Source organism: Flavobacterium sp. UBA4854 (genome assembly GCF_002399805.1).
In the GTDB taxonomy this organism is placed as follows: Bacteria; Bacteroidota; Bacteroidia; order Flavobacteriales; family Flavobacteriaceae; genus Flavobacterium; species Flavobacterium ginsengisoli.
Genome location: NZ_DHEI01000003.1, coordinates 1 through 17,210 on the forward strand (window position 1 = coordinate 1; position 17,210 = coordinate 17,210).

Here is a 17,210-nt window from a genome sequence, read left to right on the forward strand (position 1 = left end):
TCAAAAAAAATAAATAATATAATAAAAAATAAAAAATGTCAGACGATAAGAAAGTAATTTTCTCAATGCAGAAATTGAGTAAAACCTATCAAGGAGCAGACAAACCAGTTCTTAAGAATATTTACCTTAGTTTCTTCTATGGAGCTAAGATTGGTATTTTGGGACTTAATGGTTCTGGTAAATCTTCACTTTTAAAAATTATTGCTGGAGTTGATAAAAACTACCAAGGAGATGTAGTTTTTCAGCCAGGTTATACAGTAGGATATTTAGAGCAAGAACCAATTCTTGACGATTCTAAAACAGTTATCGAAATTGTTCGTGAAGGAGCAGCCGAAACTATGGCAGTTTTAGAGGAGTACAATCAAATTAATGATTTGTTTGGTCTTCCAGAATATTACGAAGATCAAGACAAAATGGATAAATTGATGGACCGTCAAGCAGCATTGCAAGACAAAATTGATGCTCTTGGCGCTTGGGAAATCGATACAAAATTAGAAATCGCAATGGATGCATTACGTACTCCAGAAGGAGATACACCAATTAAAAACCTTTCAGGAGGTGAGCGTCGTCGTGTAGCTTTATGCCGTTTGTTATTGCAACAACCAGATGTATTGCTATTAGATGAGCCAACCAACCACCTTGATGCTGAGTCAGTTCTTTGGTTAGAGCAACACTTAGCACAATATTCTGGAACTGTAATTGCAGTAACACACGACCGTTATTTCTTAGATAATGTTGCTGGATGGATTTTAGAACTAGATAGAGGAGAAGGTATTCCATGGAAAGGAAATTATTCTTCTTGGTTGGATCAAAAATCAAACCGTTTGGCTCAAGAAGAAAAAGTCGCTTCTAAACGTAGAAAAACTTTAGAGCGTGAGTTGGAGTGGGTTCGTCAAGGTGCAAAAGGTCGTCAGACAAAACAAAAAGCACGTTTACAGAACTACGACAAATTATTAAACGAAGACCAAAAACAACTAGACGAAAAATTAGAGATTTATATCCCTAATGGGCCACGTTTAGGAACAAATGTTATCGAAGCTAAAAATGTTGCAAAAGCTTTTGGTGATAAATTATTATATGATAATTTGAATTTTACTTTGCCTCAAGCTGGTATTGTTGGAATTATAGGACCAAACGGTGCTGGTAAATCGACTATTTTCAAAATGATCATGGGCGAACAAGCTACTGATAGTGGAGAATTTTCTGTTGGAGACACAGTAAAAATTGCTTATGTAGATCAGTCACACTCGAATATTGATCCAAATAAATCAATCTGGGAAAACTTTGCAGATGGTCAGGAATTGATTATGATGGGCGGTAAGCAAGTAAATTCTAGAGCTTATTTATCTCGTTTTAACTTTGGAGGCGGCGAACAAAACAAAAAAGTTTCAATGCTTTCTGGTGGAGAACGTAACCGTTTACACTTGGCAATGACTTTGAAAGAAGAAGGAAACGTACTTTTACTGGATGAGCCAACGAATGACCTTGATGTTAATACTCTTCGTGCACTTGAAGAAGGTTTAGAAAATTTTGCAGGTTGTGCTGTAATTATTTCTCACGACAGATGGTTCTTAGATAGAATTTGTACACACATCTTAGCTTTCGAAGGTGATTCTGAAGTTTATTTCTTCGAAGGTAGTTTCTCTGATTATGAAGAAAACAAAAAGAAACGTCTTGGCGGTGATTTAACTCCTAAACGTTTGAAATATAGAAAATTAATTAGATAATAAGATCTGAAATTTTCAACAAAAAAAATCCCAAATTCCTCCCGAGCCTCGGTATTGTGAATTTGGGATTTTTTGTTAATACAAAGTATGTCATTTCGACGAAGGAGAAATCTCCGCAAGTAACTCCGTAACGAAAAATCCAATCTTTGTTGAGCTTCTCGCGGAGATTTCTCCTTCGTCCAAATGACAATATTGTGGAGATTTAAGTTTTGTTTGTGAAATTTAAGAATTTGGAATTTACTTAAAGAAACTTCGCTTTCAATTCTGGAGTTGGAATCATGCAGCTTTCTTTTTTGCCATACCAATTGTATCTATTTTTTGCAACATAGTCATAAATTTTATCGCTTACAAAAATTGGTACAATTCTAAAAATAGGAGTTAATTTCCAAATGCCTCCAAAGTTTTTAGCGATTTCAAGAATTGCAGAAGATTTGTAAAAATATGCTGTTCCAGGATCGTATAAAATAATACTATCCATTTTAGAAAAGCTAATTCCTAAATGTTTACAGATAGAAATTCCTAAATCAGACTGCAATGCAACAAATCTAAAAATATCTTTTTTGTCATGATTGATGATAAACTGTACAGCAGAACTGCAGAGATTACAAACTCCGTCAAAAAGAACTATTTTTTTATTTTTTGGAAGACTTTCCATTTTATAATTTGTATTTCAAGTTTTATATTTCAATTCTTAATTGAAATAAATAAAACAGGAATTAATATGTTTTTGCTTGTATTTATAATGTCTATTGATTTTTGTTTTTTAATAAATTTTAGAAATCTAAAACGACATCAGTAAATTAGTTTAAATCTATTTTTAAAAAATAGGAATGTTCTTTTGTGTAAAAATGAAAATCGTCCCTTAAATCGCTTTATTTTAATTTTGATTTTTTTTTTCCAATTTTTAAGGACTGAAAACTTATTTCTTAACTGCTTCTACCAATTCCAATTCATCCAAACTTACTTTAGAAGTAAAAATACCATAATTTACTGTCGCTTTATTTTTTTCGATAGCATCTATACTTCCAACAGATCTCCCGTCAAGCATTCTTACTCGATCACCAATTTTTAAAATCGGTTTTGGTTTTTCAACAACTGGTTTAAGTTTTTTCTCTTTTTTCTCTTTTCGTATTTCTTCAACTTTTACCTTTACTTCAGCAATAATTTCTTTTTGCTTTTCAACTTTTTCTTTAGTTTCTTTTGGAGTTGCTTTTTTGCGTTTTGAATTTTCAATCTCAACTATTTTCAAAAATTCACCGATAAGTTCTTTTTTGTTTTTGTTGTTAAAATATTTTTCAGCAATATCATCAATTTTTTGTCCAATGTAAATTATCTTTTGATTACTATCGTACAATTCTTGATAGCTTTCTAATTTCTGCTGAATTCTCGTATTGATGTTTTCCATCTTCTTACTCTCTTCACGCGCTCTGGTTTCTTCTTCTTTTAAATTTAAAGAAGTTTTTTCCAGTTTCGATCTTTCTTTTTGAAGCGTTGCGATGGTTTTATCAAAACGAACTTTTCCAACTTCGATTTTCTTTTTTGCTCGATTAATCAATCCAAACGGAATTCCGTTTTTCTGAGCAACTTCAAACGTAAATGAGCTTCCTGCCTGACCCAATGCTAGTTTATACATTGGTTCTAAAGATTTTTCATCAAACATCATATTCGCATTCGTTGCATATGGCAATTCGTTTGCTAAAATTTTCAAATTAGAATAATGCGTTGTGATAATTCCGAAAGCTTCACGGTGATAAAATTCTTCTAGGAAAATTTCAGCCAAAGCTCCACCCAATTCAGGATCAGAACCTGTACCAAATTCGTCAATTAAAAACATGGTTTTCTTATTACATTTCTTTAAAAAGTAATTCATGTTTTTTAATCTATAACTATATGTGCTTAGATGATTTTCAATAGATTGATTATCTCCGATATCTGTTAAAATTCTATCAAATAAGAAAGTTTCGCTTCTTTCATGAACTGGAATCAAAATTCCAGATTGCAACATTAATTGCAATAAACCTACCGTTTTTAAAGAAATAGTTTTTCCTCCAGCGTTTGGTCCAGAAATTACAATAATTCTGTTTTCTTGTTTTAGCTCAATGGTTTGCGGATGTGTAACTTCTTGTTTTTGTTTGTTGTTCAAATACAAAATTGGATGATAGGCTTCTCTAAAGAACAATCTTCTTTCTTCGGTAATTGTTGGCAGGATTCCATTAATGCGATTTGCATATTTAGCTTTTCCGGCAACTACATCAATATCACTTAAAAAATCTTGGTATTCAACTAGTAAAGGAAGAAAAGGACGAATGACATTCGATAAATTTTTTAAGATTCGCGTGATTTCTTCTTTCTCTTCGTATTCTAAATTAGCTAATTCTCTGGAATATTTTAAAGTAGCTTCTGGTTCAATGTATGCGATACTTCCAGTTTTTGAACTCCCTAAAATTGAACCTTTTACTTTACGGCGATACATAGCTAAAACCGCTAAAACTCTACGGTTTTGCACGAAACTTTCTTTAATATCGTCCAAATAACCCAAGCTATTGTATTGAGTTAAAGCCACGCCAAAACTTTGATTCACTTTTCCGCGAACCAAATTCATATTCTGACGAATTCCGGCTAAAGCAGGAGAAGAATTGTCTTTTATTTCTCCATATTTATCAACTATTGCATCAATTGCAGAGATAATGTCTTTTGTTAGTTCTACTCTAGAAGCTCTTGCATTTAGATTTGGATAGTAATCATCGAATTTTTTTAAGAAGTTCAATAAGACATTTGTTGTTGCTGAAAGGTTTGCAATTTTTCTAAAACTTCCTACTTCGAGAAAACTGTCTTCGATTGCTAAAAACTTAATTTCGTGCGTAATGGCATCAAATCCGTGATTCGGAATTGCGTTATTATTTTGAAAAGAAGACACATACTCTGATGTTTGCATCAAAGACTGCATTAATTCTTCTTTATCTCTAAATGGTTTTATTTGTAAAGCCTTTTCTTTTCCAATGTCGGTGTTGCAGCCATCTGAAATGGTTTCTAATACAGTTGGAAATTGTAAGTCTTGTAATGTTTTTTCTGTAATACTGATCATTTAATTTCTTTATGAAAGCAAAAGCAAAAGTACGAAAACATTCATCAATTGTGAATTATGAATTATGAATTATGAGTTTTTTTCTTTGCTATCGTTTTAATTTTTGATTTTTGACTTTTGATATTTTTCTTTTTAGTAAATATGATTTTAAGTAATAATTTCTGAAATTCGCATAAAAAAAATTATGGACGTAAAAATGCATTCTTCTTGGAAACCAGTTTTGAATGAAGAATTCGAAAAACCATATTTCAACGATTTAATTGAATTTGTAAAAACGGAATACGCAACAAAAGTTTGTTATCCAAAAGGGAATCAGATTTTTTCAGCTTTTGACCATTGTCATTTTGATGAAGTTAAAGTGGTTATTATTGGGCAAGATCCTTATCATGGGCCAAATCAAGCAAATGGATTGTGTTTTTCTGTAAATGATGGAATTCCGTTTCCGCCATCGCTTCAAAATATATTTAAAGAAATTCAGGATGATTTTAATATACCAATGCCTAATACGGGTAATTTAGAACGTTGGGCAGATCAAGGCGTTTTTCTTTTAAATGCAACTTTAACTGTTAGACAATCTGAAGCAGGGAGTCACCAAGGAAAAGGTTGGGAGAAATTTACTGATGCCGTGATCAAACAAATTTCTGCTGAAAAAGAAAATGTTGTCTTTTTACTTTGGGGAGGTTTTGCTCAAAAGAAAGCGGCTTTAATTGACGCTTCAAAACATCATATTTTAAAATCGGGACATCCTTCTCCGTTAAGTGCCAATAGAGGTTTCTGGTTTGGGAACAAACATTTTAGCCAAACAAATGAATTCTTGAAATCTAAAGGATTGAAAGAAATTGAATGGTAATTTTTTTAAAGTTGCAAAGGTTCAGAGTTGCAAAGTGACAAAGGAAAAAACCTTTGTGATTTTGCGACTTTGCGAGAAATATTTACAGCTAAAAAAAAATCTTTTGAATCTGCAATCCCGATAGCTATCGGGAGCGAGAAACAAAAGATTTTCTTTTTATTTTTTTACGATTTCTTCTAAAACAGCTTTGTTTTCGTAATTGACTACTTTTAGAATTATCTCTTGATTTTTTACTGTTTTTCCTTCAATAATATAAAGCTTTCCTTTTTTGAATGGAACATTGCTTTGGTCAAAATCGACATCTCCATAAGTTAATGTGTTTTTGACATCGGCCGTGTCAACCCATTTTTCACTTAAAGTCTGAACGGCTTTTGGAGAATATTGAAATGGTTTTGTTCTAAGGTTATTTAAAACTCGAGCATTTGGAAAATAATTGCATCGGGTATCTTTTCCGATAAAAAATCCTGATACAATAAAACATCCCATAACGAGACCAATCAGGTAATATGCAAAACGGTGTACGAACTTCATGAAATAAAATTTTTGCAAAGGTACATTAAAGTTCCCTTAAAATACAAGTAAATTAATATCGTTGTCTGGCAAATCGAACCAGTCGCCAATTGCTTTATTTGTTAGAATTCCGTGATAAAGATAAATGCCATTTTTAAGGCCTTTATTGCATCGAATTGCACTTTCAATACCACCATCTTCGGCTATCTGATGCAGGTAAGGTGTTAAGATATTACTTATTGATAATGAAGCAGTTTTGGAATAACGAGATGGTATATTTGGTACACAATAGTGTAAAACATTACTTTTTATAAATGTTGGTTTTTCGTGAGTAGTTACTTCAGAAGTTTCGAAACAGCCACCAGTATCAATACTAACGTCAACAATTACAGCGCCTTTTTTCATATGTTCTACCATTGTTTCGTTTACAACAATCGGACAACGTTCTTTTCCGCGCATTGCTCCAATTGCTACATCACAACGTCTTAAAGCCTTTAATAAACCTTTTTGCTGTATGGTAGAAGTAAAAATTCTTTGATTTAAATTGTTTTGAAGACGACGTAGTTTTGTAATAGAGTTATCAAAAACCTTAACATTTGCGCCTAATCCAATAGCAGTTTTTGCTGCAAATTCGCCAACAGTTCCAGCTCCTAAAATCACAACTTCGGTTGGAGGAACACCTGTAATGTTTCCGAATAAAAGTCCTTTTCCAAATTCATCTGTGATCATTAATTCCGCAGCAATAAGTATTGAGGCAGTTCCTGCGATTTCGCTTAAAGATTTTACAGCAGGATAAGATCCGTCTTCGTCTTTAATATATTCAAAAGCTAAGGCTGTAATTTTCTTTTGAGCTAAAGCTTCGAAGTAAGATTTCTTTTTAGTTTTTAGCTGAATCGCAGAAATAATAACCGTTTCGGGATTTATCATTTCGATTTCAGCCAAAGTTGGAGGTTCTACTTTTAGTAGAAATGGACAACCAAAAACCCTTTTGGTGTCTTTTGTAATTTCTGCTCCTGCATCTGCATATTCTTTGTCTGTATAACTCGAACATTCTCCTGCTCCAGATTCAATCATAACGCGGTGACCTGCGTAAGTTAAGGAATTTACAGCATCTGGCGTAAGACAGATACGGCGTTCCTGGTAACTTGTTTCTTTAGGAATTCCTATAAAAAGTTCTCTTTTAAAACGACCAACCTCAAGTTTTTCTTCCTGTGGTATTAATTGTTGTTTTGTAAATGGAGTTAACGTGATTGACATGGATAATGCAAAAAATTAAGAGTACAAATTACGTAAAAAGTTTTAAAATTAATGTAAAAATTCTGCTAATACTCAAAGATAAAAGTTAATAAATATTATACCTGTCAATAAAGAGGTGAATTTTTCTTTTTACGATTATTAATATAGGTTTTAAACTAAATTTAGTTCTCTTTTTCCATCAGCAAGCAATTCTATATTTATTGTAGAATGTTCTTCTGGGATTAGACTCGCAATTTTTTCAGACCATTCGATAAAACACCAATTTCCAGAATACAAATAATCATCAACTCCCATATCTAGCGCTTCGGTTTCTTTGTTTAATCTATAAAAATCAAAGTGATAAACGGTTTGATTACTAGAAGTTTGGTATTCGTTTACAAGAGAAAAAGTCGGACTGCTTGTTGCATCTTGAACTCCTAAACTTTTGCATAGTTGTTTGATTAAAGTAGTTTTTCCAACTCCCATTTCACCATTAAAAAGAATGATTTTTTTTGGGTTTGAAGCTATAATCTGCTCGGCAACTTCTTGAATTTGATCTAATGAAAAAACGATGTTCATTGTTGTTTATTTTTTTTGCCACGAATTTCGCAAATTTTCGCGAATTATTTTTCAAATGCCACAGATTAAAAGATTAAAAAGGATTTTCAAATCAATATTGATCTGTAAAATCTGTGGCAAGAATTATTTTATTTAATTTAAATTCAAAATTGAAAACTGCTACTTAAAGCTTTTATTTCGGGTTAAATACCAAAAACGGAATAATCATTTCTTCTAAAGAAATTCCTCCGTGTTGGTAGGTGTTTTTGTAATAGCTCACATAATGATTGTAGTTGTTTACATAAGCCAAGAAAAAATCATTTTTGGCAAAAATAAACGAACTGCTCATATTTATTGCTGGTAAGCCAATGGTTTTAGGCTCTTTTACTACATAAACATCTTTTTGCTCGTATGTTAAACTACGTCCAGTTTTATAACGCAAATTTAGACTTGTATTTTTATCACCCACAACTTTCGACGGATTTTTTACATTTATTGTTCCGTGGTCTGTTGTTAAGATAAGTTTAAAGCCTAAAAGTTGTGCCTGTTGGATAATTTCTAATAAAGGAGAGTTTTTAAACCAGCTTAAGGTTAAAGAGCGATACGCTTTATCATCAGAAGCTAATTCTTTTACTACTTCCATTTCGGTTTTAGCATGCGAAAGCATATCAACGAAATTGTAAACAACAGTTACTAAGTCATTTCCTTTTAAAGCTTTAAAGTTTTCTGCTAACTTTTTTCCGCCAGCATAATTGGTGATTTTAAAATAATCTTCTTTAATGTTTAAACCTAAACGTTTTAATTGAGCCGATAAAAACTCTGCTTCATAAAGGTTTTTTCCTCCATCTTCTACATCGTTTTTCCAATATTCAGGAAATTGTTTTTCCATTTCTAAAGGCATTAAACCAGAAAAAATAGAATTTCTAGCATATTGAGTAGCAGTTGGAAGAATAGAGTAATACGGAACTTCTTTTTCTAGTTTGTAATAGTTTGAAATTACGCCTTCAAAAGCTTTCCATTGATCGTAACGAAGGTTATCAATTACAACAAAAAGGATTGGTTTGTCTTTCTTTTTAATTTCTGGCACTACTAATTCTTTAAACAAAGTATTAGATTGAATTGGTTTATCTGCTTTTGGTGCAAACCAATCTTCGTAATTTCTTTCGATATATTTTCCGAATTGCGAATTCGCTTCAACTTTTTGAGATTCTAGAATTTCGATCATCGCTGTATCATTGATATCTTCTAGTTTTAATTCCCAAAAAAGCAATTTTTTGTACAATTCAATCCAATCTTCGTACGAATTAACCATTGCCAATTCCATCGAAATCTTTCTAAATTCTTTCTGATAATCTAAAGTGGTTTTTTCGGTTATTAATCTCGAATCATCTAGATTTTTCTTCAAACTCAATAGAATTTGGTTCGGATTTACGGGTTTAATCAAATAATCGGCGATTTTAGAACCAATGGCTTCTTCCATAATATATTCTTCCTCGCTTTTGGTGATCATAATCATCGGAATCGCTGATTTTTTTTCTTTCATTTCAGAAAGCGTTTCTAATCCGCTCATTCCGGGCATGTTTTCATCTAGAAAAACAATATCAAAATTATCTTCTTCAAACAACGCAATCGCATCAAGTCCGTTATTACAAGTAGTTACTTCGTAATTCTTTTTTTCTAGAAATAATATGTGGGGCTTTAAAAGATCGATTTCATCGTCGACCCAAAGTATCTTTATCTTATCCATAAATCAATTTAATTTTACTGCAATTTAAAGTTATAGAACTTAAAAAGTATTAAAAATAGTATAAAATTACCAAAGTTAAACCATGATTTTATTTTGAAATTTAACATTTTTTAATGTATTTTATTGATAATCATCATATTTTAGAGTGTGATTTTTAAATAAAAAACACCGAGCTCTTTATACTTATTTACTTATATTTGTTGACCAAAAAAATAACGAGACTGTGACTCAGATCAATAAATTAAAAATATTCAACGATCCTATATATGGCTTCATTACGATTCCGAATGAGCTGGTTTACGATCTAATTCAGCATCCTTATTTTCAGCGTCTACGCCGTATTTCACAGATGGGATTGTCATATTTGGTGTATCCAGGAGCGAATCATACTCGTTTTCATCATGCATTAGGATGTATGCATTTGATGAAAAAAGCTATTGACACGCTTCGTTTTAAAGAGGTTGTGATTTCTGAAGAAGAAGAAAATGCGCTTTTAATAGCGATTTTGCTTCATGATATAGGGCATGGGCCGTTTTCTCATGCGATGGAAAAAAGCATTGTTGAAGATGTGCACCACGAAGCCATTTCACTATTATTTATGAATCAGTTAAATGAAGAATTTGGCGGAAGATTAAGTTTGGCGATTCAGGTTTTTAAAGGAGAATATCATAGGAAATTCATGTTGCAATTGATTTCAAGTCAGTTGGATATGGATCGAATGGATTACTTGAAACGAGATAGTTTTTATACAGGTGTTGCTGAGGGAAATGTGAATTCTGAACGATTGATTCAGATGATGAATGTTGAAAATGATGTTTTAGTAATTGAAGAAAAAGGAATTTATTCTGTAGAAAAATTTCTGCTTTCGAGGAGATTAATGTACTGGCAAGCTTATTTGCATAAAACAAGTTTGGTTGCCGAATTGATTTTAATGAAAGTCTTAAAAAGAGCAAAAGAATTGGTTTTGAAAGGAGTAGATCTTCCTTGCAGTGAGCCTCTTTCTTATTTTATGCATAATAAAATAACTCTAGAAAATTTTGATGCCGAAAAGCTAGACTTGTTTTCTCAGTTGGATGATTTTGATATTATTAGTGCTTTAAAAGCTTGGCAGAGACAAGACGATTTCGTTTTAAGCACTTTAAGCAAAATGATAATTAACAGAGATTTGCTTAAAATTAAAATGAGCGCTGAGAAAGTTTCTATGGAAGAATCTCAATCTTTAAAAGAGCAGTTTGCTAACAAGTATCATATTTCGCAATTAGATGCAGGATATTTTATTTTTAGAGGTAAAATTAAAAACCAAGCCTATAGTAAGGAAGCAGAACCTATTCGTATTTTGAAAAAAGATAAAACAATTGAAGATGTCGTTGAAGCTTCTGACCAACTGAATTTGAAATCGTTATCTAAATTGGTGACAAAATATTATATCTGTTTCCCAAAACAACTTATATAAAATTAACATTTAAAACCTATTTTTTATATTTTTGTCGCGATGAAATTTACAGCAGAACAAATAGCAGGAATTTTAGAAGGAGAAGTTGTTGGGAATCCCAATGCAGAAGTTTCTAAGCTTTCTAAAATCGAAGAAGGGGACGAAGGGTCGCTTACTTTTTTGGCTAATCCAAAGTATATCAATTATATATATACTACAAAAGCGACAGTAACAATTGTTAATGATAGCTTTATTCCAGAACAGGAAATTACCACTACACTTATTAAAGTGGAAGATGCTTATGCAGCGTTTTCTAAACTTTTACATTTTTATAATCAAGTAAAATTAAATAAAACAGGTATCGAGCCTCAGTCATTTATGTCTGAAGGAACTAAATATGGAGAAAATTTATATTTGGGAAGTTTTAGTTACATTGGACAAAATGTAGTCTTAGGCAATAATGTAAAAATATATCCAAATAGTTTTATTGGTGACAATGTTACTATTGGTGATAATGTATTCATCTTTGCTGGTGCAAAAATCTATTCAGAAACTGTAATAGGAAACAATTGTACTGTTCATTCTGGTGTTATTATCGGTGCTGATGGTTTCGGATTTGCTCCAAATGAAGATGGAGAATATAGTAAAGTACCACAAATTGGTAATGTTATTATTGAGGATAATGTAGATATTGGTGCAAATACTACAATCGACAGAGCAACCCTTGGTTCTACAATAATTAGAAAAGGGGTTAAATTAGACAATCAAATTCAGATTGCTCATAATGTAGAAATTGGAAAAAATACTGTGATAGCCGCCCAAAGTGGTGTAGCAGGTTCTACAAAAATTGGCGAGAACTGTATGATTGGGGGACAAGTTGGTATAGTGGGCCATTTAACAATTGGCAATAATGTTAGAGTTCAGGCACAGTCTGGCGTTTCAAGAAACATTAAAGATGGTGAAGTTTTACAAGGTTCGCCATCACTTGGATATAGTGATTTTAATAAATCGTATGTTCATTTTAAGAATCTGCCTAAAATTGTGGCTGAAGTTGAAGAATTAAAAAAACAAATAATAAACCCAAAAAATGGAAATAATGGTTAAACAGAAGACCATCAAAAATGAAATTTCGCTAACAGGAGTTGGTTTACACACTGGAAAAGAAGTTACAATGACTTTTAAACCTGCACCCGTTAATAATGGTTTCACTTTTGTAAGAGTAGATTTGCAAGGTCAACCAGTAATTGAAGCTGATGCTAATTATGTTGTTAATACTCAAAGAGGAACAAATCTTGAGAAACTTGGTGTAAAAATTCAAACACCAGAACACGTTTTAGCTGCAGTGGTTGGCTGTGATTTGGATAATGTTATTATTGAATTGAATGCCTCTGAACTACCAATTATGGATGGTTCATCAAAATATTTTGTTGAAGCGATAGAGAAAGCTGGAATTGAAGAACAAGATGCAAGCAGAAATGTTTACGTAGTTAAAGAAGTTATTTCTTTTACAGATGAAGCTACTGGAAGCGAAATTCTTGTTATGCCTAGCGACGAATATCAAGTAACAACTATGGTAGATTTTGGTACTAAAGTTTTAGGTACTCAAAATGCTACTTTAAAAAGTTTAGCAGATTTTAAATCTGAAATTGCTAGTTCTAGAACTTTTAGTTTTCTTCACGAATTAGAGTCTTTGTTAGAGCACGGACTTATTAAAGGTGGAGATTTAAACAATGCAATTGTATATGTAGACAAAGAAATCTCTGAGTCTACAATGGAGAATTTAAAGAAAGCGTTTGGTAAAGAAGAGATTTCAGTTAAACCAAACGGAGTTTTAGATAACTTAACTTTACATTATCCAAACGAAGCAGCAAGACATAAATTGCTAGATGTAATTGGAGATTTATCTTTAATTGGAGTTCGTATCCAAGGAAAAATTATTGCAAATAAACCAGGACACTTTGTAAACACTCAGTTTGCAAAGAAATTAGCAAAAATTATCAAGATAGAGCAGAGAAATCATGTTCCTACTTATGATTTGCATCAAGAACCATTGATGGACATTCATAAAATCATGTCTATGCTGCCTCACAGACCTCCATTCTTGTTAATTGACAGAATTATCGAAATGTCTGATCGTCACGTAGTAGGATTGAAAAATGTTACTATGAATGAGAATTTCTTCGTAGGTCACTTTCCAGAAGCTCCAGTTATGCCAGGTGTATTAATTGTTGAAGCAATGGCTCAAACAGGTGGAATTTTAGTGTTAAGTACTGTTCCAGATCCTGAAAATTATTTGACATATTTCATGAAAATTGATAATGTTAAATTTAAACACAAAGTATTGCCAGGTGATACTTTAATCTTTAAATGTGAGTTAATTTCTCCAATCAGAAGAGGAATTTGCCATATGCAAGCAAATGCTTATGCAAATGGTAAATTAGTAACCGAGGCAGAATTAATGGCACAAATAGCAAGAAAACAATAATAAATTATCAAATTTATTGTTTAGGTTTGTTGCTTCAAATTAGAATATTTTAATTAAAAATATAAAACATACAGATGAATCAACCATTAGCATATGTTCATCCAGGCGCGAAAATCGCTAAAAACGTTGTAATAGAGCCATTTACAACAATTCACAATAATGTTGTTATTGGTGATGGTACTTGGATTGGTTCAAACGTGACCATTATGGAAGGTGCTCGAATTGGAAAAAATTGTAATATTTTCCCAGGAGCAGTAATTTCTGCGGTGCCACAAGATTTAAAATTTGGAGGTGAAGATTCTCTTGCTATTATTGGCGATAATTGTACAATTAGAGAATGCGTAACTATTAATAGAGGAACTATTGCTTCTGGCCAAACTGTAATTGGAAACAATTGTTTAGTAATGGCTTATGCTCACATTGCGCACGACTGTGAGATCGGAAACAATGCAATTATTGTAAATGGTGTTGCTTTGGCAGGTCACGTTGTTGTTGGAAATCACGCTGTTATTGGTGGTTTAGCTGCAATTCATCAGTTTATTCATATTGGAGATCACGCTATGATTTCTGGTGGATCTTTGGTTAGAAAAGACGTTCCGCCATTTACAAAGGCAGCAAAAGAGCCTTTGTCTTATGTAGGAATTAATTCTGTTGGTTTGCGAAGAAGAGGTTTTAGTACTGAAAAAATTAGAGAAATTCAGGAAATCTATAGAATATTGTATCAAAAAAATTACAATACAACGCAAGCTTTAAGCATTATTGAAGCTGAAATGGAAGCGACTCCAGAAAGAGATGAAATTCTAGATTTTATTAGAAATTCTTCTCGAGGAATTATGAAAGGTTACTCAGGAAATTATTAAAAATTGAGTTTAATTGTTTATTTGTTTAATCGTTTAATCGAAAAAACAGTTAAACGGTTAAACGATTAAACAAAAAAATAAAACAAATACAAATGGCATCTACATCAGATATTAGAAACGGATTGTGTATTAAATTTAATCACGATATCTATAAAATTATTGAATTTCTTCACGTAAAACCTGGAAAAGGTCCAGCTTTCGTTAGAACTAAATTGAAAAGTTTGACTTCTGGAAAAGTATTAGATAATACATTTTCTGCTGGTCACAAGATTGACGTTATCCGTGTTGAAACACATACATTTCAATATTTATATCCAGAAGGTGATGAATTTCACTTCATGAATGCTGAAACGTTTGAGCAAATTTCTTTAAACAAAAACATTTTGGATGCTCCAGATTTGTTAAAAGAAGGAACAAACGTAATGGTACAGATCAATACAGAAACAGATTTACCATTATCAGTAGATATGCCTGCGTCTGTAATTCTTGAAGTTACTTATGCTGAACCAGGTGTAAAAGGAAACACAGCAACAAACGCTACTAAAAATGCTACAGTAGAAACAGGAGCGAACATAAATGTTCCTTTGTTTATCAACGAAGGCGATAAAATTAAAATCGATACAGCTTCAGGTTCTTACATGGAGCGTGTAAAAGAGTAGTTATTTTAATTAAGATAATTTGACAATGAGTCAATTAGATAATTTGTGAGTCGACATAATTTTGTATATTCACATTCTAATTGACTCATTTTCTAATTTACAAGTTTTCTAATTATACTATATGAAATTTCCAAAGAGTCATTCTTTACAAGAAATTGCTAATTTGCTTAACTGCAAATTTATTGGTGACAAAGATTTTCAAGTTTTAGGCATGAATGAAATACATGTTGTAGAGCCTGGTGATATTGTTTTTGTTGACCATCCAAAATACTATGATAAAGCTTTGCAATCGGCGGCTACTATTGTCTTAATAAACAAAGAAGTTGAGTGTCCAGAAGGTAAAGCTCTTTTAATTTCTGATGATCCATTTAGAGATTTTAATATTTTAACCAGACATTTTAAACCGTTTCAATTTGCTAATGTTGCTATAGCTCCATCAGCAGAAATTGGAGAAGGAACTGTTATTCAGCCTAATAGTTTTGTTGGGAACAATGTGAAAATTGGTAAAAACTGTCTAATACATTCTAATGTATCTATTTACGATCATACTATAATAGGAGATAATGTAATTATACATGCCGGAACTATTTTAGGTGCGGATGCTTTTTATTATAAAAAACGTCCAGAAGGATTCGATCAGTTGGTTTCTGGTGGTCGAGTTGTTATTGAAGATAATGTTGGCATTGGAGCTTTATGTACGATCGATAAAGGTGTTACTGGAGATACAACAATTGGTGCAGGATCAAAATTAGATAATCAAGTGCATGTTGGCCATGATACAGTGATTGGAAAAAAATGTCTGATTGCTTCTCAAACTGGTATTGCAGGTTGTGTGATTATAGAAGATGAAGTAACCTTATGGGGACAAGTAGGAACTACTAGTGGTATTACAATTGGTGCAAAAGCTGTTGTGATGGGGCAGACAGGTGTTACGAAGTCAGTTGAAGGCGGAAAATCATATTTTGGTACTCCAATTGAAGAGTCTAGAGAAAAATTGAAGCAATTAGCCAATATCAAGAAGATTCCTGAAATTTTAAGTAAATTGAAGTAATATGTCTATTAAAGAATTTGTTCAGAAATTTTATAAGTCAGATGCCTTAATTGATAGCGAAATTTTAAAAACATATCTGCATCCTGATGTTACGCTTGAATGGAACAGCAGTAAAGGTTTTATTCAAATGGATTATGATTCGATAATTGAAATGGCCAATGAGCTTAGTCGTGCTTATGTACGTTCTAAGGTTAGAATTAGTCATATTATTAGCGAAGATGATTTAGTATCAGTACGTTACTCTCATTTTGTGAAAACAATCGAGAATCCTAGAGAAGAAATGCTTTTAGCGCATTTTGCAACCATTTGGCAGATAAAAGATGATAAACTTTATAGAGGTTATCAAATGAGTCAATTTTCTTAATATTTTTTTGACAATAAAAGAGGCAAAATACATTACAAAACCTTATTTTTGCAACACAAATTTAAAAACTACATAAAATATATATCATGAGTGTTTTAGTTAATAAAGATTCCAAAATAATTGTTCAGGGATTTACAGGAAGTGAAGGAACTTTCCACGCTTCTCAAATGATTGAGTACGGTACTAACGTTGTTGGAGGTGTTACTCCAGGAAAAGGTGGTACAAGCCATTTAGATCGTCCAGTTTTTAATACAGTAAAAGATGCTGTAGATCAAGCTGGTGCTGATACTTCTATCATTTTTGTTCCGCCAGCTTTTGCTGCTGACGCAATTATGGAAGCTGCTGATGCTGGAATTAAAGTAATTATTGCTATTACAGAAGGAATTCCTGTAGCAGACATGATTAAAGCAAATAATTATGTTAAAGAAAGAAATTCAAGATTAATTGGTCCAAACTGTCCAGGTGTTATTACTCCAGGTGAAGCTAAAGTTGGTATTATGCCAGGTTTCGTTTTCAAAAAAGGTACGGTTGGTATCGTTTCTAAATCAGGAACTTTAACTTACGAAGCTGCTGACCAAGTTGTAAAACAAGGTTTAGGAATTACTACAGCTATCGGAATTGGTGGAGATCCAATTATTGGAACTAC

The 17,210-nt window shown here is 32.2% G+C and carries 16 protein-coding genes; 10 read left to right on the forward strand and 6 right to left on the reverse strand.

Features of this window, described 5'->3' with window-relative positions; genetic code table 11:
- Positions 1–35: 35 nt before the first annotated feature.
- The gene (gene ettA / locus B3J44_RS00295; RefSeq protein WP_198855721.1) at positions 36–1,727 is read left to right on the forward strand and encodes an energy-dependent translational throttle protein EttA; all 1,692 of its coding nucleotides are present in this window, start codon (positions 36–38) and stop codon (positions 1,725–1,727) included.
- Between the two features lie 241 nt (positions 1,728–1,968).
- On the opposite strand, the gene B3J44_RS00300 is transcribed toward ettA, so the two are convergent.
- Positions 1,969–2,382 (reverse strand): thiol-disulfide oxidoreductase DCC family protein, encoded by a 414-nt coding sequence (locus tag B3J44_RS00300; protein WP_286964826.1) that lies wholly within the window; start codon positions 2,380–2,382, stop codon positions 1,969–1,971.
- A 264-nt stretch (positions 2,383–2,646) separates the two neighbouring features.
- The gene (locus B3J44_RS00305; RefSeq protein WP_286964827.1) at positions 2,647–4,812 is read right to left on the reverse strand and encodes an endonuclease MutS2; all 2,166 of its coding nucleotides are present in this window, start codon (positions 4,810–4,812) and stop codon (positions 2,647–2,649) included.
- Positions 4,813–4,996: 184 nt separating this feature from the next.
- On the opposite strand from B3J44_RS00305, the gene B3J44_RS00310 reads away from it, so the two are divergent.
- Positions 4,997–5,662 carry a uracil-DNA glycosylase gene (locus tag B3J44_RS00310; protein ID WP_286964829.1) on the forward strand — a complete coding sequence of 222 codons (666 nt, stop codon included), beginning with the start codon at positions 4,997–4,999 and terminating at the stop codon, positions 5,660–5,662.
- 156 nt (positions 5,663–5,818) lie between these two features.
- On the opposite strand, the gene B3J44_RS00315 is transcribed toward B3J44_RS00310, so the two are convergent.
- The 4 genes from B3J44_RS00315 to B3J44_RS00330 all read right to left on the reverse strand — a co-directional run bounded on the left by B3J44_RS00315 (position 5,819) and on the right by B3J44_RS00330 (position 9,713).
- Entirely contained in the window at positions 5,819–6,193 is a 375-nt protein-coding gene (locus B3J44_RS00315; protein ID WP_198855717.1) for a DUF4258 domain-containing protein, read from the reverse strand.
- Between the two features lie 36 nt (positions 6,194–6,229).
- Positions 6,230–7,429 (reverse strand): alanine dehydrogenase, encoded by a 1,200-nt coding sequence (locus B3J44_RS00320; protein ID WP_198855716.1) that lies wholly within the window; start codon positions 7,427–7,429, stop codon positions 6,230–6,232.
- A 150-nt stretch (positions 7,430–7,579) separates the two neighbouring features.
- Positions 7,580–7,987 carry a tRNA (adenosine(37)-N6)-threonylcarbamoyltransferase complex ATPase subunit type 1 TsaE gene (gene tsaE, locus B3J44_RS00325; RefSeq protein ID WP_278021708.1) on the reverse strand — a complete coding sequence of 136 codons (408 nt, stop codon included), beginning with the start codon at positions 7,985–7,987 and terminating at the stop codon, positions 7,580–7,582.
- Between the two features lie 172 nt (positions 7,988–8,159).
- Positions 8,160–9,713: a bifunctional response regulator/alkaline phosphatase family protein gene (locus tag B3J44_RS00330; RefSeq protein WP_111369214.1), complete on the reverse strand. Its 1,554-nt coding sequence runs from the start codon at positions 9,711–9,713 to the stop codon at positions 8,160–8,162.
- A 223-nt stretch (positions 9,714–9,936) separates the two neighbouring features.
- Here B3J44_RS00330 and B3J44_RS00335 point away from each other — a divergent pair, with 223 nt between their 5' ends.
- The 8 genes from B3J44_RS00335 to B3J44_RS00370 all read left to right on the forward strand — a co-directional run.
- On the forward strand, positions 9,937–11,166 hold the full coding sequence (locus tag B3J44_RS00335) for an HD domain-containing protein (RefSeq protein WP_286964837.1): 1,230 nt from the start codon (positions 9,937–9,939) through the stop codon (positions 11,164–11,166).
- A 39-nt stretch (positions 11,167–11,205) separates the two neighbouring features.
- A complete protein-coding gene (gene lpxD, locus B3J44_RS00340) occupies positions 11,206–12,249 on the forward strand; it encodes a UDP-3-O-(3-hydroxymyristoyl)glucosamine N-acyltransferase (protein WP_198855713.1) in 1,044 nt (347 codons plus the stop codon).
- On the forward strand, positions 12,242–13,630 hold the full coding sequence (locus B3J44_RS00345) for a bifunctional UDP-3-O-[3-hydroxymyristoyl] N-acetylglucosamine deacetylase/3-hydroxyacyl-ACP dehydratase (protein ID WP_198855712.1): 1,389 nt from the start codon (positions 12,242–12,244) through the stop codon (positions 13,628–13,630). Before lpxD ends, B3J44_RS00345 begins: the two co-directional genes overlap by 8 nt.
- A gap of 74 nt (positions 13,631–13,704) precedes the next feature.
- Positions 13,705–14,490 (forward strand): acyl-ACP--UDP-N-acetylglucosamine O-acyltransferase, encoded by a 786-nt coding sequence (gene lpxA, locus B3J44_RS00350; RefSeq protein WP_095951251.1) that lies wholly within the window; start codon positions 13,705–13,707, stop codon positions 14,488–14,490.
- 92 nt (positions 14,491–14,582) lie between these two features.
- A complete protein-coding gene (gene efp / locus B3J44_RS00355; RefSeq protein ID WP_095929274.1) occupies positions 14,583–15,149 on the forward strand; it encodes an elongation factor P in 567 nt (188 codons plus the stop codon).
- A 121-nt stretch (positions 15,150–15,270) separates the two neighbouring features.
- Complete coding sequence (locus B3J44_RS00360) at positions 15,271–16,200, forward strand: UDP-3-O-(3-hydroxymyristoyl)glucosamine N-acyltransferase (protein ID WP_198855711.1); 930 nt, start codon at positions 15,271–15,273, stop codon at positions 16,198–16,200.
- Between the two features lies 1 nt (position 16,201).
- Positions 16,202–16,564, forward strand: a complete 363-nt coding sequence (locus B3J44_RS00365) for a nuclear transport factor 2 family protein (RefSeq protein ID WP_008464044.1) — start codon at positions 16,202–16,204, stop codon at positions 16,562–16,564.
- An 86-nt stretch (positions 16,565–16,650) separates the two neighbouring features.
- Positions 16,651–17,210 (forward strand): succinate--CoA ligase subunit alpha (locus B3J44_RS00370; protein WP_286964846.1); only part of this gene is annotated, 560 nt, incomplete at its 3' end.

What these genes read in the sequence shown, in the direction of transcription:
- B3J44_RS00365 (WP_008464044.1), top strand. Translation starts at nt 16,202, where the DNA reads ATGTCTATTAAAGAATTTGTTCAGAAATTTTATAAGTCAGATGCCTTA.
- B3J44_RS00300 (WP_286964826.1), bottom strand. Translation starts at nt 2,382, where the DNA reads ATGGAAAGTCTTCCAAAAAATAAAAAAATAGTTCTTTTTGACGGAGTT.
- B3J44_RS00330 (WP_111369214.1), bottom strand. Translation starts at nt 9,713, where the DNA reads ATGGATAAGATAAAGATACTTTGGGTCGACGATGAAATCGATCTTTTA.
- B3J44_RS00360 (WP_198855711.1), top strand. Translation starts at nt 15,271, where the DNA reads ATGAAATTTCCAAAGAGTCATTCTTTACAAGAAATTGCTAATTTGCTT.
- B3J44_RS00315 (WP_198855717.1), bottom strand. Translation starts at nt 6,193, where the DNA reads ATGAAGTTCGTACACCGTTTTGCATATTACCTGATTGGTCTCGTTATG.
- efp (WP_095929274.1), top strand. Translation starts at nt 14,583, where the DNA reads ATGGCATCTACATCAGATATTAGAAACGGATTGTGTATTAAATTTAAT.
- tsaE (WP_278021708.1), bottom strand. Translation starts at nt 7,987, where the DNA reads ATGAACATCGTTTTTTCATTAGATCAAATTCAAGAAGTTGCCGAGCAG.
- B3J44_RS00305 (WP_286964827.1), bottom strand. Translation starts at nt 4,812, where the DNA reads ATGATCAGTATTACAGAAAAAACATTACAAGACTTACAATTTCCAACT.
- B3J44_RS00320 (WP_198855716.1), bottom strand. Translation starts at nt 7,429, where the DNA reads ATGTCAATCACGTTAACTCCATTTACAAAACAACAATTAATACCACAG.
- ettA (WP_198855721.1), top strand. Translation starts at nt 36, where the DNA reads ATGTCAGACGATAAGAAAGTAATTTTCTCAATGCAGAAATTGAGTAAA.
- lpxA (WP_095951251.1), top strand. Translation starts at nt 13,705, where the DNA reads ATGAATCAACCATTAGCATATGTTCATCCAGGCGCGAAAATCGCTAAA.
- lpxD (WP_198855713.1), top strand. Translation starts at nt 11,206, where the DNA reads ATGAAATTTACAGCAGAACAAATAGCAGGAATTTTAGAAGGAGAAGTT.
- B3J44_RS00345 (WP_198855712.1), top strand. Translation starts at nt 12,242, where the DNA reads ATGGTTAAACAGAAGACCATCAAAAATGAAATTTCGCTAACAGGAGTT.
- B3J44_RS00310 (WP_286964829.1), top strand. Translation starts at nt 4,997, where the DNA reads ATGGACGTAAAAATGCATTCTTCTTGGAAACCAGTTTTGAATGAAGAA.